The 21,439-nt window shown below is 71.8% G+C and carries 19 protein-coding genes; 4 read left to right on the forward strand and 15 right to left on the reverse strand.

The features are described from left to right. Nucleotide 1: 1 nt before the first annotated feature. Genes ACWDZ7_RS09155 through shc form a run of 6 tightly spaced genes read right to left on the reverse strand, consistent with a single transcriptional unit; the run spans nucleotide 2 to nucleotide 6,980 of the window. Nucleotides 2–1,207, reverse strand: coding sequence for a cupin domain-containing protein (locus ACWDZ7_RS09155; RefSeq protein WP_451796036.1), 1,206 nt, complete (start codon nucleotides 1,205–1,207; stop codon nucleotides 2–4). Continuing rightward, nucleotides 1,204–2,364 carry a hypothetical protein gene (locus ACWDZ7_RS09160; RefSeq protein WP_451796037.1) on the reverse strand — a complete coding sequence of 387 codons (1,161 nt, stop codon included), beginning with the start codon at nucleotides 2,362–2,364 and terminating at the stop codon, nucleotides 1,204–1,206. Before ACWDZ7_RS09160 ends, ACWDZ7_RS09155 begins: the two co-directional genes overlap by 4 nt. Next, on the reverse strand, nucleotides 2,361–2,990 hold the full coding sequence (locus ACWDZ7_RS09165) for an ATP-binding cassette domain-containing protein (protein WP_451796234.1): 630 nt from the start codon (nucleotides 2,988–2,990) through the stop codon (nucleotides 2,361–2,363). Before ACWDZ7_RS09165 ends, ACWDZ7_RS09160 begins: the two co-directional genes overlap by 4 nt. A gap of 30 nt (nucleotides 2,991–3,020) precedes the next feature. Then, nucleotides 3,021–3,908: a UbiA family prenyltransferase gene (locus ACWDZ7_RS09170; RefSeq protein ID WP_451796038.1), complete on the reverse strand. Its 888-nt coding sequence runs from the start codon at nucleotides 3,906–3,908 to the stop codon at nucleotides 3,021–3,023. Between the two features lie 53 nt (nucleotides 3,909–3,961). Then, nucleotides 3,962–5,029, reverse strand: a complete 1,068-nt coding sequence (locus ACWDZ7_RS09175) for a polyprenyl synthetase family protein (RefSeq protein ID WP_451796039.1) — start codon at nucleotides 5,027–5,029, stop codon at nucleotides 3,962–3,964. Further along, on the reverse strand, nucleotides 5,019–6,980 hold the full coding sequence (shc, locus tag ACWDZ7_RS09180; RefSeq protein WP_451796040.1) for a squalene--hopene cyclase: 1,962 nt from the start codon (nucleotides 6,978–6,980) through the stop codon (nucleotides 5,019–5,021). The genes ACWDZ7_RS09175 and shc overlap by 11 nt, the downstream gene beginning before the upstream one ends. A gap of 412 nt (nucleotides 6,981–7,392) precedes the next feature. On the opposite strand from shc, the gene ACWDZ7_RS09185 reads away from it, so the two are divergent. Continuing rightward, nucleotides 7,393–8,364 carry a YVTN family beta-propeller repeat protein gene (locus tag ACWDZ7_RS09185; protein WP_451796041.1) on the forward strand — a complete coding sequence of 324 codons (972 nt, stop codon included), beginning with the start codon at nucleotides 7,393–7,395 and terminating at the stop codon, nucleotides 8,362–8,364. Here the strand turns inward: ACWDZ7_RS09185 and ACWDZ7_RS09190 are convergent. Together ACWDZ7_RS09190 and ACWDZ7_RS09195 are read right to left on the reverse strand one after the other, a co-directional pair. Further along, nucleotides 8,317–9,225 carry an alpha/beta fold hydrolase gene (locus ACWDZ7_RS09190; protein ID WP_451796042.1) on the reverse strand — a complete coding sequence of 303 codons (909 nt, stop codon included), beginning with the start codon at nucleotides 9,223–9,225 and terminating at the stop codon, nucleotides 8,317–8,319. The genes ACWDZ7_RS09185 and ACWDZ7_RS09190 overlap by 48 nt on opposite strands. After that, nucleotides 9,222–9,845 (reverse strand): TetR/AcrR family transcriptional regulator, encoded by a 624-nt coding sequence (locus tag ACWDZ7_RS09195; RefSeq protein ID WP_451796043.1) that lies wholly within the window; start codon nucleotides 9,843–9,845, stop codon nucleotides 9,222–9,224. The genes ACWDZ7_RS09190 and ACWDZ7_RS09195 overlap by 4 nt, the downstream gene beginning before the upstream one ends. Nucleotides 9,846–10,111: 266 nt before the next feature. Between ACWDZ7_RS09195 and ACWDZ7_RS09200 the strand changes: the two genes are divergently transcribed. Then, nucleotides 10,112–11,611 (forward strand): FUSC family protein, encoded by a 1,500-nt coding sequence (locus tag ACWDZ7_RS09200; protein WP_451796044.1) that lies wholly within the window; start codon nucleotides 10,112–10,114, stop codon nucleotides 11,609–11,611. A 7-nt stretch (nucleotides 11,612–11,618) separates the two neighbouring features. Continuing rightward, nucleotides 11,619–12,236 (forward strand): carboxylesterase family protein, encoded by a 618-nt coding sequence (locus ACWDZ7_RS09205; protein WP_451796045.1) that lies wholly within the window; start codon nucleotides 11,619–11,621, stop codon nucleotides 12,234–12,236. A 33-nt stretch (nucleotides 12,237–12,269) separates the two neighbouring features. Here the strand turns inward: ACWDZ7_RS09205 and ACWDZ7_RS09210 are convergent, their stop codons facing one another. Next, the gene (locus tag ACWDZ7_RS09210; protein WP_451796046.1) at nucleotides 12,270–12,815 is read right to left on the reverse strand and encodes a hypothetical protein; all 546 of its coding nucleotides are present in this window, start codon (nucleotides 12,813–12,815) and stop codon (nucleotides 12,270–12,272) included. A 528-nt stretch (nucleotides 12,816–13,343) separates the two neighbouring features. Between ACWDZ7_RS09210 and ACWDZ7_RS09215 the strand changes: the two genes are divergently transcribed. Further along, complete coding sequence (locus ACWDZ7_RS09215; protein ID WP_451796047.1) at nucleotides 13,344–14,381, forward strand: lactonase family protein; 1,038 nt, start codon at nucleotides 13,344–13,346, stop codon at nucleotides 14,379–14,381. 79 nt (nucleotides 14,382–14,460) lie between these two features. Here the strand turns inward: ACWDZ7_RS09215 and ACWDZ7_RS09220 are convergent, their stop codons facing one another. The 6 genes from ACWDZ7_RS09220 to ACWDZ7_RS09245 all read right to left on the reverse strand — a co-directional run bounded on the left by ACWDZ7_RS09220 (nucleotide 14,461) and on the right by ACWDZ7_RS09245 (nucleotide 21,425). Then, on the reverse strand, nucleotides 14,461–15,405 hold the full coding sequence (locus ACWDZ7_RS09220) for a sirohydrochlorin chelatase (protein ID WP_451796048.1): 945 nt from the start codon (nucleotides 15,403–15,405) through the stop codon (nucleotides 14,461–14,463). A 95-nt stretch (nucleotides 15,406–15,500) separates the two neighbouring features. Continuing rightward, on the reverse strand, nucleotides 15,501–16,571 hold the full coding sequence (locus tag ACWDZ7_RS09225; RefSeq protein WP_451796049.1) for an N-acetylglucosamine kinase: 1,071 nt from the start codon (nucleotides 16,569–16,571) through the stop codon (nucleotides 15,501–15,503). Next, nucleotides 16,568–17,245 carry a uracil-DNA glycosylase gene (locus tag ACWDZ7_RS09230; protein WP_451796050.1) on the reverse strand — a complete coding sequence of 226 codons (678 nt, stop codon included), beginning with the start codon at nucleotides 17,243–17,245 and terminating at the stop codon, nucleotides 16,568–16,570. The genes ACWDZ7_RS09225 and ACWDZ7_RS09230 overlap by 4 nt, the downstream gene beginning before the upstream one ends. Nucleotides 17,246–17,278: 33 nt before the next feature. Further along, entirely contained in the window at nucleotides 17,279–18,364 is a 1,086-nt protein-coding gene (locus tag ACWDZ7_RS09235) for a WD40/YVTN/BNR-like repeat-containing protein (RefSeq protein ID WP_451796051.1), read from the reverse strand. Nucleotides 18,365–18,468: 104 nt separating this feature from the next. After that, nucleotides 18,469–19,377 carry a homocysteine S-methyltransferase gene (mmuM, locus tag ACWDZ7_RS09240; protein ID WP_451796052.1) on the reverse strand — a complete coding sequence of 303 codons (909 nt, stop codon included), beginning with the start codon at nucleotides 19,375–19,377 and terminating at the stop codon, nucleotides 18,469–18,471. Then, nucleotides 19,374–21,425, reverse strand: coding sequence for an ABC transporter ATP-binding protein (locus ACWDZ7_RS09245; protein ID WP_451796053.1), 2,052 nt, complete (start codon nucleotides 21,423–21,425; stop codon nucleotides 19,374–19,376). Before ACWDZ7_RS09245 ends, mmuM begins: the two co-directional genes overlap by 4 nt. Nucleotides 21,426–21,439: the final 14 nt, after the last annotated feature.

Genomic DNA, 21,439 nt, shown 5'->3' on the forward strand with positions numbered 1-21,439 from the left:
GTCACTGTTCGGCGGGCACCAGTACGCCCGCGCGCAGCAGTCTCTCGACGAGTCCGACGCCGAGATCACCGGCGGTGCGAACCTCACCGTCGAGCATGAGGGTGACCGACGGCAGGTCGGTCTCCTGGAGATCGAGCCGGCCCACGCGCGTGGCCAGGCGCCGCCCCTCCAGCCGCGCCTCCAGCGCCTCACGGAGCCGCACCGGCGAGTCGGGACCCAGGCCGTCGACGGCCGCGAGCTGGGCCAGCGGCCCCAGCGGAGCGGGGCGTGCCTGGGCACGCCGGGCGCGGTGGAAAAGCGGCGCGGAATCGGCCTCCGTGACGGCGGCGACGAGGCGCTCGCGGACGACGTCGATCTCGCACTCCGGCCCGTCCACACCCAGGGGCAGGGTGCCGCGCATCCGGGGATCGTCGCGCAGCACCGCGAGCGCGCACTGGGCGAGCTGCTCGGCCAGCGCGTACCGCGTCCAGCTGTGGATGCCGAGCGTCAGGTGGACCGAGACCTCGCCCTGCGCCTGCGCGGCGTGCAGCCAGCCCCGCGGCAGGTAGAGGACGTCGCCGGGTTCGAGGACGGTGTCGATGTACGCCTCGCCCTTCGCGGCCTCGGCGACGGCGGAGCGGCGATCGGTCCAGGGCTGATCGCGCAGCGGGTCGGGATGGACGGGCTCGTGCACGATCCAGCGCTTGGCACCGTCGATCTGGAGGACGAAGACATCGTGGACGTCATAGTGGTCGTCGAACCCGCGGCTCTGCGGCGGGGTGACATAGGCGTTGGCCTGCACCGGATGCCCCAGCTCATGGGCAAGGCGGGCGCTGAAGTCCGCGACCGGCGCCCACGTGCGCTGAAGGGCTTGCAGGACGAGCGTGGCGCCGTCGGCGAACGCGCGCCACAGGGCGGTGTCGTCGAGCTGGTCGCAGATGGTGGCGCCGACACCGCCGGACGAGGTGAATGACGACTCGGGAAGCGTGGAGCCGTCCTTGGCGACGCGGAGGAAGGGCGTACGCAGCCCGCGACGCGAGATCAGCTCGTCCACGGCGTCGGCGCGGAACAGGTCGGAGAAATCACTCGCGCGGCGCGTGAGCAGCGCGGTGCGCGCCCACACCTCGCGGGCGAACCTCTCTGGGCTCAGGCCGGTCAGGCGTGTCTCCAGAACGCCGGCACCCGTTGTGGCGCCGGCGTCCTGAAGCCCGGTCGGAGGGATGCTCAAACGCCGCTGCCGGACTTGTCGGCTCCGCCGTCCGCGCCTCCGTCGTGGACGCCGGGAGTGCCCGCCGCGCCGCCGTCCGCGGGGCCCTCGGCTCCGCCGTCCGCGCCTCCGTCGTGGACGCCGGGAGTGCCCGCCGCGCCACCGTCCGCGGGGCCCTCGGCTCCGCCGTCCGCGCCTCCGTCCGCGCCGCCGTCGTGGACGCCGGGAGTGCCCGCCGCGCCGCCGTCCGCGGGGCCTTCGTGCTGGTTCGGATCCTGCTTGGCGTTGGCCATCATTCCTCCTGAGAATCGAACGGCTGGGAGCGGGCGCACCCTCCGGAGCCCCCCACTCCACTTCCACCAAGCTCGCTCACGCGATTCCGGTCGGCAACCTGAAGGGATCAGGCCCTCTGCGGCGACCCGGCAGTGGGAGCGGGTACGCGCATGGAAGGCGAGGAGGGCCAGCGCACTCGTCACGGCGGCCCAGGCCAACGAGAGGAGCTGGTGGGGCCAGGAGGTGAAGGACGTGAACGCCGCGGCCAGCGCGGACTGGCACGCACCGTACAGAGGGAGCGCGCTCAGGCCGGTGAGCTCGATGACATTGAGAACCGGGTTCTGCAGTCCGCTGTCGACCAGGCTGAGCATGATGACGAGGAAGAAGCCCTCCAGCTCGCCACGGACCAGCGTGCCGAGCAGGAGGCCGATGCCGCCGTACACGAGGCCGGCGCCGAGAACGGCAAGGGCCAGCGGGCCCAACTGACGCACCGGCAGTGAGCTGTGGAGCACGGCCGTGGTGTACACGGCGACGAGAGTGGCGCTGACGGCGACGGCGGCGACCTTGGCCAGCAGCATCGGGAACCGCGGGTAGCCGGCCAGCACGAGTCGGCGGTCCATCTCCCGGGCTTTGAAGGTCTCCATGAACGATGAGAAGCCGGTGACCAGGGTGACGGCGGCGAGGGCGTTGACCACTTGGCCGACCTGATTCGCCGGGGCGTGGACGACCGCCCGCACGGAGTCCGGGGAGAAACGCGCGGCCCGGTCCGACGCGCACAGGCGCGCCACGACGATCCAGCCGGGAAGGAAAGCGACCGCCAGGACCAGCGCCATACGGCTGCGCAGATGACCGAGGAGAGTGCAGCGCAACATCCGGCTGAACGCGGCGGCCCGGTGCGAGGTCATCGGGTGGGCACCTCCAGGTCGAGGCGGCCGTCGCGCAGATGGCCGACCACGTCGAAGTGGTCCATGTCGTGCAGCAGATGCGAGACCACGACGATCGAGTCGCCCCGGCCGCGCAGCTGAGCGGCGAGGGACCAGAAACGCTGATGGGTCTCCCAGTCGAACCCCTGGTACGGCTCGTCGAGCACCAGGAGCCGCGGGTCGTGCATGAGGGCGAGCAGAAGGTTCAGCTTCTGCCGCGTTCCTCCGCTCAGCTCCCCGGCCCGCCGCTGCTCGCAGTCGGCGAACGCCAGGACGTCCATCAACTCGTACGCGCGCGTGAGGCTCGGCAGCCGGTGGGCCACCTGGAAGAGCCGGAGGTGCTGCAGGACGGTGAACGAGTCGTTCAGCACGGCCTGCTGCGGGCAGTACCCCGCCCTGCCGATACGTACGACCGTGCCCCGGTCGGGCGCCAGATGCCCCATGGCGACCCGAAGCAGTGTGCTCTTGCCCGCGCCGTTCTCGCCGACGACGCCGATCAGGGCACCGGGCGGAACGTCGAGGTCGGCGCCGCGCAGGATCTGTCTGCGGCCGTACGCCTTCCATACGCCGGTGATCCGCAGCACTGACTGTCGCTGCGCATGCTGCATGGCCTGTGCGGGCACGTCGAGCCCTCCCGGTCAGCGGAGCGTGTAGATGGAAGCGGCGAGGGCGAGGGTGTACCACTGCTCCACCAGGCGGTAGCTGCGCCGGTCCGCTTCCCGGCCACGCCACATCACCACGCGGACGGAGAGCAGAAGGCTCCAACCGCCCAGGAGCACATCCGTGGCGATGATCCACCAGTGCGGTCCCGCGGGCGCCATGAGGAAGTGGTGGATGGCTGCGGGACCGATGGCGAAGCCGGCGCACAGGAAGACGCGGGTGCGTGTCTCCCCGAAGACCAGGGGCATGGTGCAGCGGTGGACAGCGCGGTCGCCGGTGATGTCGTGGAGGTCCTGGACGGACATGAGGAGGGTCACGGTGACCGCGAGGGTGATGATCCAGCGCCAGGCGTCGGGCGTCATCGCGGTGACCATTTCCCAGGCGGCCGCCAGCTGGGCGATGACGCCGACTCCGGCGTAGACATTCCTGCCGAGCCAGTGCCGGCACCAGCCGTACTCGTGCTGGAGCAGGGAGAGGATCTGCCACATCAGGGCCCACTCCAGGACACCGAGCCAGTACCCGTACAGGGGGAAGAGGATCCGGACGGCGACCAGCCGCAGCCGCGCACCCCGGAGGCTGCACCGGCCGGTGACCAGCGGCCGGAAGGGCTTGTTGACGCGGTCCTCTTCGACGCCGACGATCTGGTTGGCCAGGGTGTGTTCGTAGACGAACAGCCAGAAGTACAGGGCGCCCGAGGCCAGGGTGATCGCGGCCGCGGGCGGGGACAGCCGGGCGTGGACGACGGCCGCGGTGACGAAGCAGGTCGCGGGGAAGATGGTGGTCCAGCGGTCGGCGCTGATGAAGAGCCAGCTGAGGCGGAGCTCGCACCAGGCGCTCCGCAGAACCGTCGCCGTGGGCGCGGTCATGGTCGTGATCATGGCAATGGGTCCCCCATGCTCCGTGGTCGGCAGGACGGGCTTCAGACCGCGCGGTGTACGACCGCCTCCGCGACGTTCTTCAGCGTGCGGGTGGCGCCGGGCGGGAACGGTGCCGTGGCCAGGGAGTCCAGGGCCTGGTGGTGTCTGTCCTGGATCATTCGCTCGACCGCCGCCCGAGCTCCGGTGTCGGTGAGCAGGCCGCGGATCTCCGCGGCTTCCCGCTCCCCGAGATCGGGGTCGCCGATCAGTTGACGCAGTCGGCTCACCTGGGCCGGGCCGCCGGCGCGCAGGGCGTGGACGACCAGGCTGGTGCACTTGCCCTCGCGCAGATCGTCCAGCCGGGATTTGCCCGTCCGGTCAGGGTCCCCGAACACGCCGAGCACGTCGTCCCGGAGCTGGAACGCCTCACCGAGGGGGACCCCGTAGGCGGTGCAGGCGCGCATGACCTTCCGCCCGGCACCGGCGAGGGCCGCTCCGACCTGCAAGGGGCGTTCGATGGTGTACTTGGCGGTCTTGTAGCGGATGACGCTCATCAGCGTCTCGACGCTGGTGTGGAGGTCGCCGGTGGTCAGCAGGTCCAGGTGCTGACCGGCTATCAGCTCGCTCCGTGCGCGGTCGACGCAGCGCAGTACCGCGGTCCGGTGGGCGTCGGGCATGGGCGTGGTGTGCAGCAACTCGTCGGACCAGACGAGCGCGAGGTCGCCCAGGAGAATCGCGCCACCGACCCCGTACTGCCGCGCCGTCCACGGTGCGTGGTGCCGGTCGGCCAGCGCCCGGTGGACGGTGGGACGCCCGCGGCGGCTGTCGGACGCGTCCATGATGTCGTCGTGGATGAGTGCGCAGGTGTGCGCCAGTTCGATGGAGGCGGCCAGCCTGACGGCCCGCGCGGAATCGCCTTGTCCCCCGCCCGAGATCCATCCGGTCACGCACAGCAGGGGACGGATCCTCTTCCCGCCGGAGATGAAGTCGCGCAGCATGAGGGTGAGCACCGACTGGTGGGGCACAGGAGCGTTCCGTGCCTTCTCCGTCAGGAACTCGGACAGAAGGCTGTCTATCGCGGTACGCGGCGCGAAGAAGTCGGACTGGACCGCCATCGTTTCAGCCTTCATGACAAGACGTCCCCGCGCCCGAGTGGCCTGTGCGCAGGACGTATCGGCCCAGCGCCATCAAGGGGAAGACGTGCCCGTAGTACTCGTAGTGCACGGCCACGGCCCCCGGAATGAGCGTGCCGGTGAAGTGCGGCTCCTCCCAGGTGCCGTGCTCCGTCTGGCGTTCGGTCAGCCAGCGCACTCCGGACCGGACGGTGGCGCCGTCGTGCTCTCCGGCCGCGAGGAGCGCGAGCAGGGCCCAGGCCGTCTGTGAAGGGGTGGACGGACCACGGCCGCTGCTGGCCGGGTGGTCGTACGAGTGCCAGCTCTCGCCCCAGCCGCCGTCCGGGTTCTGGACCGACGTCAGCCAGGTGACGGCGCGCCGGACGGCAGCATGGCCGCAAGGGACTCCGGCGGCGACGAGGGCGGGAACGACACAACCGGTGCCGTAGATGAGGTTCACTCCCCAGCGCCCGTACCAGGCACCGCTCGCCTCCTGCTGATCGAGCAGCCACTGGACGGCACGGCGGGTAGGGGTGTCGCGCTCCATCCCGAGGGCGGCCAGCATCTCCACCACGTGGGCGGTGACGTCGGCCGTTGGCGGATCGGTGCAGAACTCGCCGAAGTCGAAGAACGGGACCTTACCGGGGAGGGCGCTGGTGTTGTCCGCGTCGAAGGCCGCCCATCCGCCGTCGCGGCTCTGCATGCCGAGGCACCACCGCGCCGCCCTGCTCACCGCCGCGTCGACGCGCGTCCGGTCGGGGGGACTGACACGGTGCAACGCGAGGACCGTCTCGGAGGTGTCGTCGGCGTCGGGGTAGGTCTGGTTGTGGAACTGGAAGGACCAGCCGCCGGGAGCCGGCCGGGGCCGCCGTACGGCCCAGTCACCAGGCCGGTCCGTCTGCCTGGTGAGCAGCCAGTCGGCGGCCTTCAGCAGCGCCGGGTGGTCGGCGGCCAGCCCGGCGTCCAGCAACGCGGTGGTCGACAGGCAGGTGTCCCATACGGGGCTGTGGACGGTCTGCAGCGCCCGCACGTCGCTCTCGGGCCATGTGACGCAGCCCTCCAGGAAGCTCCAGGCGGCCTTGAGCACCGGATGGTCCGGGGGGCAGCCGTGCACGTGCAGGGCGAGGACCACCCATGTGGTCATCGGAGTGCAGGCTCCCCAACTGCCGTCCGCCTCTTGACGCTTCAGAAGCCAGCGAACGCAAGCGTTGGCCGCGGTCTTGCGTGCCGGCCGCGGGATGGCCTTGCCGCACGTACGCACAGCGGCGTTCAGATGGTGGAAGACCTTCTCCCGGCCGCTGGTCGGTGCGGGCGTCGGCGTACGTACGCAAGCGTCGCCGGACGCAGCGAAGAGCTCGTCGATGCGGAAGGGAGCCGGCCGCACGGGCCGGTGCGCGCTGATGACGCTGAGAGCGACGAGCACCGGACGCATGATGGCGCTGAAGGAGTAGATGTTCAGGGGTGCCCACTTGGGCAGGGCGATGATCTCCGGTGGGACTTCGGGCAGGTCGTCCCACTCCCACCAGCCGAACATGGCGAGCCAGATACGCGCGGTCAGCTGGCCGGCGGCAACACCGCCCTGTTCGCGTACCCAGGCCGCACACCGGAGCATGTGCCCCTCGTCCGGACTGTCCCCGGCGAGCCGCAGGGCCACATACGCCTGAATCGTGGTCCCCAGATGGCCCTCGCCTTCGAAGGCGAGGGGCCAGGAACCGTCCGCGCCCTGCTGCGAACGGATCCATCGGCCACTCGCCGTGGCCAAACGCTCGTCCGGCACACCCAGCAAGTAGCGCAGGAAAAGGTCATGGGCGTCATAACTCACGTCCGTCTTGAAAAAACCTTTCCACCACCCCTCGGCATGCTGCCGGGTCAGCAAATGATTTGCGGCCCGCACCATCACTCGCCGAACCGTTTCCTCTTTGATGTCCGGGCATTCCTCGTGCGGCGCACCGTCAGTCGAGATCGCCATTGGCCCTCCTGGATGATCGGGCGGGGACGATATCGAGCCTTCCGCTTCTTTCCCGGCCCGCACATCCTCCGTACGAGTGGGGTGCGGGGCGCTCGGGGACACTTCCCCGACCCTGGGGTGCGCCGTCGCCGCCCGGGCGGTCGGACGTGGAACAGCGCGAGCGCGGCCCGATTTTCGCTCTTTCGCTCTGTGAACAAACGACTTTTCTTCGAAGCCGTGCACAAAACGCCTTAAGGGCGTTTGGGTATACGTCTTGTTCATGCAGGGCTGCCGGTGCGGCAGCCGTAAAGGAGATTTGATGCCGGTTTCTTTCGCTCCGGGCCGGTCACCCAGGGGTCGTGAGTCCGCCGGCGGGCTTTCACGTCGTCGGCGTCCGCGTCCGCGCCTGACCCTCGGTCTGGCGCTCGCGGTCATGGTGTGCACGTCCGCCGCCGCCGCTCCCGAGCCACCTGTGCTCCCGGCACCGGCGAAGAAAGGGGCGGCGGCCCGGGACTATCCGATGCGCATCGTGGCGTACGTGGCGAACAGCGGCGGCCCCGGGACCGTCTCCTCCTACGACGTCCGGCTGGAGAGGCCCGTCGCCACCACGCCGACGGGCAACGGCCCGACCGGGGTGGGAGCGGCACCGGACGGCTCCCATGTGTACGTGGCCAACGGCCTTTCCGACACGGTCTCCTTCATCGAGACCGCCGGGCACAAGGTCGTGGCGAGTGTGCCGGTCGGGTCGTACCCGTTCGCGGCCGTCTCCAGCCGGGACGGGAAGCGGGTACTCGCCGCCAACTGGGGCGGCGACACGGTGTCGGTCATCGACACCGCTTCGCGCAAGGTCGTCGCGACGACCCGGGTCGGTGAGCTACCGCACAGCATCACCACCCTTCCCAACGGGACCGCGTACGTCACCAACAGCGGCACCAACGACGTCACCGTGCTGTCCGAGACGAACCAGGCGAAAGCCAGAATTCCTGTGGGTGATTTCCCCAGCGGAATCACCAGCACCAGGGGCGGGGAAAGGGTCTACGTCGCCAATACGGGTTCCGGCAGCATCTCGGTCATCGACCCCGCCACCGGCAAACCGCTGTCCACCTGGGTGATCGGGAAGGCCCCGGTGGGCCTCGCCGTCAGTCCCGACGGGCAGCGTCTGTACGCGGCCGATTCGGCGGCCGACGTGCTCCTGGTCATCGACACCTCGACCGGCCGTGCCGTCAGCCGTGTCCCCGTGGGCAAAAAGCCGCAGGGCGTGGCGGTCAGTCCGGGCGGCAGCCGGGTCTGGGTCACCAATGAGGAGTCCGACACCGTTTCCGTGATCGATCCCGTGGCGGCGAGAACACGAGTCACGCTACCGACCGGGCAGCACCCCGAGGGCGTCGCCATCACCCCCAGGTGACATGGACTCGAAGCCCTTCAGAAACGGGATGAGCGCGTCGATGAAGGGTTCGTTCCGGTCGCCGGCCACCATGTGCCCCGCGTCGAGCACATCGACGTACCGCGCGTGGGGAACGCTGTCGCAGAACTCCTCGGCGATGTCCTCGCGTACGACGTCGCTGAGCCCGCCGCGGACGAGCAGGATCGGCACGTCGGTGCGGCGGGCGGCGTCGAGGAGACGTTCCGCCATGCCGGGCGGGTCCATTCGGTCCTCGAAGCCGTCCACAAGACGGGGGTCCCAGTGCCAGACCCACCGGTCGCCGTGGCGTCGCAGGTTGTTCCGCAGCCTCTCGGGGTCGTACGGCCGCGTGCGATGCGGCAGGTGGGCCGCGACCGCCGCGGCTGCTTCCTCGACGTCGGCGAATCCGTCCGGTCGGCGGCGCATGAACTCTACGACGCGGCGCGCCCCGCGGGGGTCGGGGCGATGGGCGACATCGACCAGGACCAGCGCGCGAACCGTCGCCCCGGGTGCCTCTCCGGCGGCGAGCAGCGCACTCAGGCCGCCGAGCGAGGCTCCCACGAGCAGCGGTGGCTCGCCGAGTTCGGTGACCAGGGCCCGGACGTCCCCGGCGAACAGGTCGAGGTCGTAGCCGCCGTCGGGGGACCATTGGCTGGTGCCGTGCCCGCGCAGGTCCGGAGCGATGACCTGCCACCCCCGGGCGGCCAGCCGAGGGCCGGACCGGTCCCAGGCGTGCCGTGTCTGGCCGCCGCCGTGCAGCAGGACCAGCGGCGGCGAGGACTCCTTGCCCCACACGTCCGCCGCGAGCCGGATCCCGCCACGGCCGACGAAGCTTCGGGGCCGCGACAGCGCGCCGGCCGTCATACCGAGCCTCGGGCCCGCAGCGGCGCCAGCAGTCGGTCGCGGTGGGGATCCGCGGCCGCCGCGGCGAGCGCGACGTCCAGTGCGAACAGGGCACGCGCGAGGAACCGGTCGTCGTCGATCAGGGCGGCGACCCACTGATGCAGCGCGCCCACGCACGCGGTGCCGACCATGGCGGCCAACGCGTCAGTGTCGATGTCGGCGCGCAGAAGGCCCTGTCTCTGCGTCCCGGCCACCGCCTGGCGGAGTTGCGTGAGCGGACTGCGGTCGAGCACGAGGCCGCTCTCCTCCCACTCACGGACCATGCGACGCGATACGACCGGGTCGTCCACGAACAGACGCACGGTCGACCGGACGACCTCGCGCGGGTCGTCGGCTCCCAGCACCACCAGGCGGCGCTCCAGTTCGTCCATGAACCCGGCGGCGAGCGCCTCCCAGATCTTTTCGCGCGGTCCGATCAGGTTGTACACGGTGGCGGGGGCGACTCGCGCTCGCTCGGCGATCCGCTCGGTACTGATCACCGACTCCGGGCTGTCCCGGAGGAGTTCACGCGTCGCGTCGAGGATCCGGATCCGCCGCCTGGCCTTGTGCTGCTCACGCAGCCCCCCTTCGGACGTCTGCATACGCGCACACCCTTCCCGAATACTTAGAGAGCAATACAAATTTAGAGGGTGCTCCAGGGAAGGGCAAGTGCCGACGGGCCGTGCCGCAGCATGGCCCGTTGGTCCGCCCCTGACGCTGCGCAAGGCGCACAGACTGGACCATTGGCGCACCCAGACGCACCTCGGTTGAGCAGAGTGGAGACTAGATGGTGTGATGGGAGTGTCGATGGCGCTGCGGACTCCGTGGCGCCTTCTCTGTGTCTGGTCGCCGAGAGGGGCGGAAAGCTGTGCTCAAGAGGGTGTTCGTGGCTCCGGACCCCGGGCGGCTGCGGTTGCGCAGCGCCGGGCGGGGTGTCCTCGGTGTCGGTCTTGCCGTGACGGTGTCGGTCCTGGTCACACACTCGTTGTCCGCAGCGATCACCGGGGGGCTCGCCGCCCTGCTCGCCCTGTTCACGGTGGCCGACGCGTCGGTGCGGAGGCAGGCGGTCACTACGGCCCTGTTGCCGGTGGCCGGTTTCCCGGTGCTCGCTCTCGCCGCTCTCTTGCACGACTTCCCGTGGGTGCGGGACGCGGCCTTTGTCGCCATCCTCGGAGCGGGGATGTACGCCCGCCGGTGGGGGCCGCGAGGTCACGCGCTGGGGATATTCGCGTTCATGATGTTCTTCGCCGCACAGTTCCTGCACGCGGTGCCGGACCAGCTGCCGGAGCTCTGCACGGCGGTGGCGCTCTCGCTGGCCGCGTCCTCAGCGGTGCGGTTCGGCTTGTGGTGTTACGAAAGGCGGCTGCCGCCGGCTGCTGTACCGGTGGTGGCTCCGGGCGGCGCAGGTCTTGCCCGGGTGACCACGCGCCAAGCGGTCCAGGGGATGGCAGGTGGCACGTTCGCGCTGGTGGTGGGGCAACTGGTGTCGCACGAGCGCTGGTACTGGGCCGTTGGCGCGGTGTGGTGGATCTTCGTGAACACCGCGTCGCGCGGGGAGACCCTGGTGCGGGGCTTTCGCCGGGTCCTGGGCACCGTGGTCGGCATCGCCATCGGCCTGATCATCGCTGTCCCACTGGACGGAGCGGCTGCTCCCACCGCTGTGCTCGTGGCGGTCTGCGTGTTCGGCATCTTCTACACGGCGGCGGTGTCCTATACGTGGATGATGCTGGCGGTGACGCTGATGGCGGGGCTGCTCTACGGCTTGCTCGGGGTGCTCGATCCGGCTCTGCTCGCACTGCGTGTCGCGGAGACGGGTGTGGGGGCGCTCGGCGCGGCACTCGCTGTGCTCTTCGTACTGCCGGTGACCACGCATGCCACCACCGACGCGTGGATCCAGCGCGCGCTGCACTGCGTCCACGCCTGCACTTCCGAAGCCGCGGCCCGCCTGGCCGGCTCCCCGACCGCGGACCCCGCCCGGTATGTCGCCGAACTGGAAGTGCTGCTGAGCCGGGTACGGCTCTCGCTGGCCCCACTGGTGCATCCCTTCGCCCCGCTGCGTGCCCGCAAGGCGCGTGCCCGCCGGGTGCTGGAGCTGCTTGACCATTGCGCGCGAGACGTGCGCGGCCTGGCGTCGGTCGCCGCGGACCCCGATGCCTCCCACGACGCCAGGCTCGCCGCCGCGTGCTGGCGGGTGGAGGCAGCGGTACAGGCGCTGACCATGCCCGACGTGACGCGGCGCGAGATCGACGTGCCCCCTGCCGTATCCCAGCATTCCGGTGCCGAACTGGCCCTGACCCATCTGCATGGCCTGGAGCACGCGCTGAAGGCCCTGGCAGAGCCCCTGCGAGGCCCGGTGGCTCCCGCCTGACCGTGGGGTGGACTCGTCCGCCGGCCCTCAGGGCGCCGTCGCACCGGGCCGCGGCAACCGGACCGTGTTCGAGGAGGCGAACCTCTATCTGGCCCCGGTGGACGCGTACGCCACCTCGACCAGTGCGGACGTCGACGCCGTCGCGACACGTGCGCACCCCGATCCGGTCCGGCTCGTGGACACGTACCGCGGGTCCCGCCCGAGGGCGGCCTTCGGCGAGCTGCGGTCCGCCATCATGGGCGAAGCCCCGCTCGGCGCGGGCAGCCGGGCCCCGGCCGACGCACACGCCGACCGGTCCCGGGCCGCCACCTACCGCTACGAGTCCGCGTGGTGCTCCCACGCCCTGGACGGAGAAATGGGCGCCGCCCACGCGATGGAGCTGACCTTCGTCTGCGATCTCACGCGGCTGCCCCGGTTGCACGGCGCCCATGCCCTGCTCGGTCCCGACAGGCCACCCGCCGGTCTCGCCCCCCCCCGCGTACACGAGACATGGACCCGGTTCGCCGCGCCGGGCGATCCCGGCTGGCACCCGTACGGCCCCGAGCGCCGGGCCACCATGCGTGTCGACACCGACTGGACCCGGATCGACGACCCTCGCGGCCAGGAACGACAGGCATGGACCTGACCCGGCGCGAGGGCCGGACATGGACGACCTCGGTCAGCGCAGGCCGTACTGCGCCCGGTTGACCACCTTGCCGTTGGTGAGGATGAACGAGGCGCTGCCGTAGGTGCGGGACTGCTCGCACGAGTAGCTGGCGGACTTCGCACCGGTCGTCTCGGCGTCGGCGACGCGCACGCACACACCCTTGCCCGCGATGCTGTGCATCTGGGCGGTGGTCTTGCCCTTGGTGATCTTCTTGTACTTCGCCTTCGTCATCTTGCCGTTGGACTGCTTGCCGTCGAGGCCGCCCTGCGACTTCACGGCGAGCTTGCCGTTGCCGAAGGAGAACGTCGCGGAGCTGTACCGCTTGTTGCCCTTGCACTCGTAGACCTTGCTCGAGTAGCCGGAGCCGCCGCTGCTCGACGTGAGCTTGCAGGCGCCGCGGCCGGCGACGGAGTGCATCTTGGAGATGCTCGCCCCCAGCTTGACCTTGTCGTACTCGGCGCGCGTGATGGTCGGCGAGGCCGCCTGTGCGGTGGGGGCCAAGGCGGCGGTGAGAGCGGCGGCGAGCAGACCGGAGACGGCCAGCGTCTTGCGCGACATGCGTGTTCCTGTTCGTGCTGGGGTGACATACCCGTGAGAGACATGGCGGAGACGCGGCCCGCACCGGCCGCGCATGGCGAACGGAGCGAGGGCCTGCGCCCCTGATGATCATGACTCCCGAGGTGGCCCGCTGGTTGTGCTCCCGACCGAAATATCGTGGTGCGTCTCCTGCGCCCGAACTCGGTCCGCGCCACGTGCCGGACATGAGAAGACCCCGGCTGGACGGGGGGACCAGCCGGGGTCGTCGAGGGTGGCCCTCCGCGGCCACACCTAGATGAACGATGAACCACATGTGGTGGTTCCGGGCCCCCGTCCGGCACCGGCGTGACCTGTGGCACAGCCCAGGAGGGGGCCGACCGGCTTCAGCGGTCGGGGCGGCACCTCGAACCGGCGACTCACCCACCCGCCCGAACGGTCCGGCACGTGCCGACCCGACGGCCTCCGCCGCCATTTGGTCTAGACCGACTGCTAGCGTCGGCCGCACGAGCGGCGCCAGGGACGCGCCGCTCCGGCCGAGAGGGGACAGCAGTGGGCGACGGCAACCACGCCGGACGGGCATACATCGGATCCTTCACCGCCGCCGGGGGCCTCGGTGTCCTCACCGCGGCCGTCGACGAGGACACCGGGGCGCTGACCGTCCTCAGCGCCACGGACGCGGTCGCCGATCCGTCCTACCTCGCACTCTCGCCGACCGGCGACACCCTCTACGCCGTGAGCGAGACATCGGACGGCGCCCTCGCCGCGTACCGCCTCGGAGGGGACGAGCCGGAACTCATCGGCCGGCCCGTGCCCGTCGGCTCGGCGCCCACGCACCTCGCCCTCCACGACGGCCACGTGCTCACCGCCAACTACCGCTCGGGCAGTGTCACCGCCGTCCCGCTGCGCGACGACGGCGGCCTCGCCGCCCCGGCGGGCGAACTCCGGCACACGGGCTCCGGACCGCACCCACAGCGCCAGCAGGGCCCGCACGCCCACCAGGTCCTCGCGGACCCGAGCGGCCGCTGGGCGGTCAGCGTCGACCTCGGCACGGACTCCGTACGCGTCTGCGCGCTCGGCGACGCCGGACTGACGCTCCACCGCGAAGTGGCGCTGCGTCCGGGCTCGGGACCGCGGCACCTCGTCTTCCACCCGCGCGGCGACCGCGCGTACGTCCTCAACGAACTCGCCCCCACGCTCACCGTCTGCTCCTGGGACGCCGACGAAGGCACCCTCAAGCCGATCGGCGAGGTCTCCGTCCTCGTCGACGTCCCGGACGGCGACGTCTACCCCTCGGAGGTCGTCGTCGCGCCCGACGGGCGGTTCCTGTGGACCGCCACGCGCGGCGCGGACGTCATCTCGGTCCTCGCGCTCGACGAGGCGGGCGAGGCGCCACGGCTCGCGGCGACGGTCCCGTGCGGCGGCCACTGGCCGCGCGACCTGGCCATCCACCCCTCCGGGCGGCATCTGTACGCCGCCAACGAGCGCTCCGGGGACGTCACCTGGTTCACGATCGACCACGGCACGGGCATCCCACGGAAGGCCGGCTCGGTCGAGGCACCCGCCGCCTCCTGCGTGATCTTCGGCTGAGGCCGGCCCGCCCACCCTTTACGTGCGTACGCGAATGGGCCCGCCCCCACACACGGGGCGGGCCCATCGACGTACGTACTCAGTGCACCGGCATCCCCGAAGGCTGCTGCGGCGTGATGCCGAGCGCCGTCGTGTACTTGGACAGCGCCAGCTTGCCGATCGCCGGGTACGGGCCGAGCGGCTCGGCGACCGAGCAGCCCGCCTCCTTCGCGGCCGCGTCCAGCAGGCTCGCGTCGAGCTCGGGGCCGATCAGGTACGGCGCGAGCGCCAGCTGGGCCGAGCCCGAGCCGCGCAGCTGCTCGGCGATCGCCGCGACGGAGCCCTCCTCGTCGAGCGCGGCCGCCATCACCGGCACCGCGAGGCGCGCGGCGAGGAGCATGCCGGTGATCCCGGCGGCCTGTACGGCCTCCTCGCCACCGACCGTGGCCAGGACGATGCCGTCCGCCGCGGTGGCCACGGTGAACAGACGGGCGCGGTCGGCGCGGGCGAGCCCGGCCTCCGAAAGCCGTACGTGCAGCGCCTCGGCGAGGAGCGGGTGGGGGCCGAGCACATCCGTCAGCTCGGCGACGGTACCGCTGTCCACGACGGCCTGCCGGATGCGGCCCATCAGCGCGCTGTCAGGACCCGCCAGCAGCGGCACGACCACCGCGACGGGCCCCTCGGGCTCGCTGACCTCGGCACCGGCGGCACGCGCCCGCTCGAAGCGGGCGGCACGCTCGGCGCTCGCGTGCGCGAGCACGGACGGCAGCGAGGGGAACTCGGGGAAGGACGTGACGGTGGCGTCCTCCACACCGTCGACGTAACCGATTCTGGCGTCGAGGCCGGGCAGCTCGGAGCGGGCGATGCTCACGACTTCCTCGGCGAGGCCGCGCGTGGTGGTGCTGGGGGCGCCCGGCACGGCGAGGACGAGTGCGGGCGCGCCCTCAGGAGCCGCGACGGGCTCCGGACGGCGGTGCCGGCCCGGCTGACGGGGGCGCGGCATTCGTACGGGCAGGCCGGATGCGGGCCCAGTGGGGGAGCTCATGCGCCCGCATGCTACTGGCTTGCGGGTCTCCGCCGTTCGGGGAGGGTGCAGCTGGGCGGTATAAGTACGTTTTTGTCTGATGAGTTACGTAGAGGTCAACTGTCGCCCTTTCCGTGGACGGAGAGCATCCGCGCGTCGCGCGGCAGTCGCAGCTGGTCACGGGCGACATCGACCGCTACGCGCAGGGCGCCGTCGAGCGGGTCGCCGGTCGCGGGGACCCGCCGGGCGTGCGGCAGTTGTAGGGCCAGTTCCTCGCGCAGCGGGGCGAGCAGCGGCTCGCCCATGTTGAACAGGCCGCCGGTCAGCGCGACTTCGCTCGCCTCCGACCGCGGGCAGACGGCCGCGGCGGCATCGGCGATGTGGCGGGCCGCGTCCCGCAGGATGCCGCCCGCCACGGCGTCGTCCGCCGCACAGCCGGCCACCTCGGGCGCGAAGGAGGCGAGGACAGCGGGCCGGTCGGCACGGGGATAGAGCCGGCCCGGCAGCTCCTCCAGGGGGCCGAACAGTGTTTCCGCCCGTGCGAGGAGCGCCGTCGAACCGCCCCGTCTGCCGTCGTGTGCCCGCATCGCCGCTTCGAGTCCCGCCCGGCCGATCCAGGCACCGCCGCCGCAGTCCCCGAGCAGATGGCCCCAGCCGTCGGCGCGGCGCCAGACCGTCAGGTCGGTGCCGAGCGCGATCATGCCGGTGCCCGCGGCGACGACCGCTCCGGGACGATCGCCCAGCGCCCCCGCGTACGCGGTCACGGCGTCCGCGGCGAGTGCCAGACGCCGTACGCCCAGGGCGCCTTCGAGCGCGGACGGCAGCTCGGCGCGCAGGTCGTCGCCGAGAGTCGCCATCCCCGCGGCGCCCACGGCGACGGCCGTGATCCGCCCGCCGCCCGCCCGCTCCAGCAACGCCCTCGCCATCGGCAGGAGTTGCTCCATGAAGTGCGCGGCGTCGATGCCCCGGGCGCCGGTGCGCACCGGCTCGGTCGAACACACGGGCTCCATCGAAGGCACCGGCTCCGTCGAACGCACCCGGCCGGGACGGTGCGCGCCGTCCGGCACCGCCAGGGCCGCCCGCAGTCCGGAGCCCCCCGAATCGACACCCAGTACATACGCCGTGTCCATCAAGGACGCCGTGTCCGCCACGGACGCCGTGTCCGCCACGGACGCCGGGTCCGTCACGGAAGCCGCCAGTCCACCGGCTGCGCCCCCTGCTGGACCAGCAGGTCGTTGACCCGGCTGAAAGGACGCGAGCCGAAGAAACCGCGGTCCGCCGACATGGGGGAGGGGTGCGAGGACTCCACCGACGGCAACTGCCCGAGCAGCGGGCGCAGATTGCGCGCGTCACGCCCCCACAGGACCGACACCAGCGGCTTGCCCCGCGCGGCCAGCGCCCGTATCGCCTGCTCGGTGACCTCCTCCCAGCCCTTGCCGCGGTGCGCGGCCGGCTTGCGCGGGGCCGTGGTGAGCGCCCTGTTGAGGAGCAGGACGCCCTGCCGTGTCCACGGCGTGAGGTCGCCGCTCGACGGCGGGGGCAGGCCCAGGTCGTCGGTCATCTCGCGGTAGATGTTGATGAGGCTGCCGGGCAGCGGCCGCACCTCGGGCGCGACCGAGAACGACAGCCCCACCGCGTGTCCGGGCGTGGGATAGGGGTCCTGGCCGACGATCAGGACGCGGACGTCGTCGAAGGGCTGCTGGAACGCGCGCAGTACGTTCGCTCCCGCCGGGAGGTAGGTGCGTCCCGCGGCGATCTCCGCGCGCAGGAAGTCCCCCATCCCGGCGATCCGTTCGGCCACCGGCTCCAGGGCCTTGGCCCAGCCGGGTTCGACGATCTCATGCAAGGGTCGTGGTGCCACGCCGTCACCCTACTGCCGTACCGGTGGCGTCGATCAACCGATGGCCGCGGCCCGCACGCACAGTACGTCCGGCAGGTGCGAGGCGAGCAGCCGCCAACTGTCGCCGTCGTCCGCCGAGGCGTACACCTCGCCGTTGCGATTGCCGAAGTAGATGCCCGCCGGGTCGTTGCCGTCGCTGCACATGGCGTCCCTCAGCACCGTCCCGTAGTGGTCCTCCTGCGGCAGGCCCGCGCTCAGCGGCTCCCAACTCCCGCCCGCGTCCGCCGTGCGGTAGACGCGGCAGCGGCGGTCGGCGGGCACCCGGTCGCTGTCCGCGGTGATCGGGAAGACGTACGCCGTGCCGCCTCGGTGCGGATGGGCGACCGCGGCGAAGCCGAAGTCGGACGGCAGGCCGCCGCCGATGTCCGTCCAGTGCGCGCCCGCGTCGTCGCTGCGGTACACACCCCAGTGGTTCTGCAGATACAGCCGGTCGGGGTCGGCCGCGTCCCGCGCGACCTTGTGCACACACTGCCCGAACTCAGGGTTGGGTTCCGGCAGGAACACCGCGGAGACGCCCTTGTTCGACGGGGCCCAGCTCTCCCCGCCGTCGAGCGTGCGGAACACCCCCGCAGTGGACACCGCGACCGTCACCGCGCGGGCGTCGCGCGCGTCGGTCAGGACGGTGTGCAGGCCCTCACCGCCACCGCCCGGCACCCACTTGGAACGCGTGGGGTGCTCCCAGAGCGGACGGACGAGCGCGAAACTCTCGCCGCGGTCCTCGGAGCGGTACAGCGCGGCTGGTTCCGTGCCCGCGTACACCACGTCCGGCTCCGCGGCCGACGGATGCAGCTGCCACACCCGCTCCAGCGACGCCCCGGTGTCCTTGGGGAACTTAACGGCGGCCTTCGCGGGCTCCGTCCATTTCTGCCCCAGGTCGTCGGAGTGGAAGACGGACGGGCCCCAATGCGCGCTGTCGCCGCCGACCAGCAGCCGTGGTGTCGGGCCCCGGGTGTCGATCGCGACGGAGTACACCGCTTGCGCGTTGAAGTACGGGCTGTCGTCGAACTCCCAGGCGCCGCCGCGCCTGCGGCCGATGAACAGGCCCTTGCGGGTCCCTACGGTCAGAAGTACATCGGCCATGACGGCCACCTCCGGACGTCGTTGTCTCAGGTATCCGTCAGTCTGCACCCCACCACTGACAATCACCCTCCAGCGTGGCGTTGTCACAGGTCAACGCTGCGTACTCACCCCATCGACCGCCCCTGCGACGACAGCTCCCGCGCCACCTCCGAGATCGCCGCGGGGCCCACCCGGCAGCACCCGCCCACCAGCCGCGCCCCCGCCGCCCGCCAGCCGGCCACCTGACCGGCCGCGAACCGAGCGGGACCGCGCCAGGCCCGGTCCCCGGCATCCCACGTCTCCCCGCTGTTCGGATAGACGACCACGGGCTTGCCGGTGACGCGCGCGGCCAGCGCGACCGCCGCGTCGGCGTCGCGCGGATCGCAGCAGTTCACACCGACCGCGATCACCTCCTCCACGTCGGCGGCGAGCGCGAAGGCCTCATCGAGGGGCTGGCCCGCGCGCGTGCGATCGCCCGCGACGCTGTACGACAGCCAGGCGGGCACTCCGAGGCCGCGCACCGCACGCAGCAGCGCCCGCGCCTCGTCGGTGTCGGGGACCGTCTCCAGGGCGAGTACGTCCGGTTCCGCCGCGGCGAGGGTCTCCAGGCGGGGCCGGTGGAAGCGCTCAAGCTCGTCCACGGTGAGCCCGTACCGCCCCCGGTACTCGGAGCCGTCGGCGAGCATCGCGCCGTACGGCCCCGCCGACGCGGCCACCCACACCTCGCGGCCGAGCCCTGCACCGGCACGCCGCGCCAACTCCACGCCGAGGCGGAGCAGTTCGGCGGTGCGGCGTGCGTCGATGCCGTGCCGCGCGAACCCTTCGTACGTCGCCTGATAGCTGGCGGTGATGGCGACCTCGGCGCCCGCCTCGTAGTACGCGTGGTGGGCGGCTTCGATCGCCCCGGGATCGTCGGCGAGCAGCCGCGCCGACCACAGGGCGTCGCTCAGGTCGTGCCCGGCGGCCTCCAACTGGCTGGAGAGCCCGCCGTCGAGCACGACCGGGCGACGGGCGAGGACATCGGCGAGTTTCACACCGCCGACGCTAGCCGAGGTGAGGCCAGGGGGAAGTGGCAGGCCACTTGGTGTCCCTCCCCGTTCGGCGTGCTCACCGGCGGTTCGGTCGTGGCGCACACGTCCTGCGCGAGGGGGCAGCGGGTGCGGAAGCGGCAGCCCGACGGGGGCTTCGCCGCCGAGGGGGTCTCGCCCTTCAGGGGCGTGTGCCGCATGCCGGACGCGGCCTCGGGGTCGGGCAGGTTCACCGTGTCGAGCAGGCCGCGCGTATAGGGGTGCAGGGGACGCTCGTACACCTCCTCGGCAGGCCCCGACTCCACCAGTTTGCCGAGGTACATCACGCCGACCGTGTCCGCCAGGTGCCGTACGACGGCCAGGTCGTGCGAGATGAACAGATAGGTCAGGCCCCGCTCGCGCTGGAGCCTCCGCATCAGGTTCAGGATCTGCGCCTGCACCGACACGTCAAGCGCGGAGACCGGCTCGTCGGCGACCACCAGATCGGGGGAGAGCGTCAACGCCCGTGCCAGGCCGAGGCGCTGGCGCTGTCCACCGGAGAACTCGTGCGGGTAGCGGTGCACGGCGCCGCGCGGCAGGCCGACGGCGTCGAGCAGCTCGGCGACCAGTTCCTCCTGTTCGGCGCGGCTGCCGACGCCCTGGATGACCAGGGGTTCGCGCAGGATCTCGCCGACCCGCATCCGGGGGTCCATCGCGGCGGTGGAGTCCTGGAACATCAGCTGGACGCGCCGCCGGTGCGCGCGCCGCTCTCCCCGGGACATCCGCGTCGGATCGACGCCCTCGAACCGCACCGCCCCGCCGGTCGGCTCCTCCAGGCCCGCGACGATCCGCCCGAGCGTGGTCTTGCCGCAGCCGGACTCGCCGACCAAGCCGAACGTCTCGCCCTTGCGGACCGTGAGCGACACCCCGCCGACCGCGCTGACCGTGCCGCGACCGCGAGAGAACGGTCCGCCCTTCAGAGGGAATTCCTTGACGAGCGCGTCCAGTTCGAGGAGTACGCCGCCGGGCGCGGCGGCCGGCGGGACGGGCGCCGGGATCACCACTTCCGCCTCGGACGCGGCCTCTTCCGGGGCGGGCACCGGGTGGAAGCACGCGAACCGGTGCTCCGCGCCCCGCACCTCGTCGTCCACGAGCGGCGGCTCCTCGGCGCGGCACTCGTCCGTGGCGAAGACGCAGCGCGGCGCGAAGCGGCAGCCGGTGGGGCGTGCCGCGAGGTTCGGCGGCAGGCCCGGGATGGTGTGCAGTTCGCTGCCGGTACCGGCCGCCCGTTCGGGCAGCGCGGCGAACAGGGCCTCGGTGTAGCGGTGGCGCGGGCGCGTGAAGAGATCGCGTACGCCGGACTCCTCGGCGACCTTGCCCGCGTACATCACCGCGACCCGGTCCACGCGGTCGGCGATGACGCCCAGGTCGTGGGTGACGAGGATCATCGCCATGCCGAGGCGGGAGCGCAGGTCGTCGACGAGTTCCAGGATCTGGGCCTGCGTCGTCACGTCCAGGGCCGTGGTCGGCTCGTCCGCGATGAGCAGCTTCGGCTCGCAGACCAGGGCCATGGCGATCGCCACGCGCTGGCGCATGCCGCCGGACAGCTGGTGCGGGTAGGCCCTCATGCGCTCGGCGGGCTGTCCCATGCCGACCAGGCGCAGCATCTCCTGGGCGCGCGCCCGCGCCTCCTTCCTGCCGATGCCGGGCCGGTGCAGGAGCAGCGGCTCCGCCACCTGCGCGCCGATCGTCATCGTCGGGTTGAGGGAGGTGAGCGGGTCCTGGAAGACCATGCCGATGGCGTTCCCCCGTACGTCCTGGAGGGCGGGCGCGGAAGCGGTGGCGAGGTCCTGGCCGTCGAAGAGGACGCGTCCGCCGGTGATCCTGCCGCCGGGCGGCAGCAGGCCGAGGACGCTGAGCGCGGTCATCGTCTTGCCGCAGCCGGACTCGCCGACGATGCCCAGGGCCTCACCGGGGGCGAGGGTCAGGGAGACGCCGTCGAGGGCGTGGACGGTGCGTTCGCGCGAGGCGATGCCGACGCGCAGGTCGTCGAGGGCGAGCAGAGGCTCGGTCATCTTTTCCGGTACTC

This window comes from Streptomyces sp. NPDC003032, assembly GCF_053591415.1.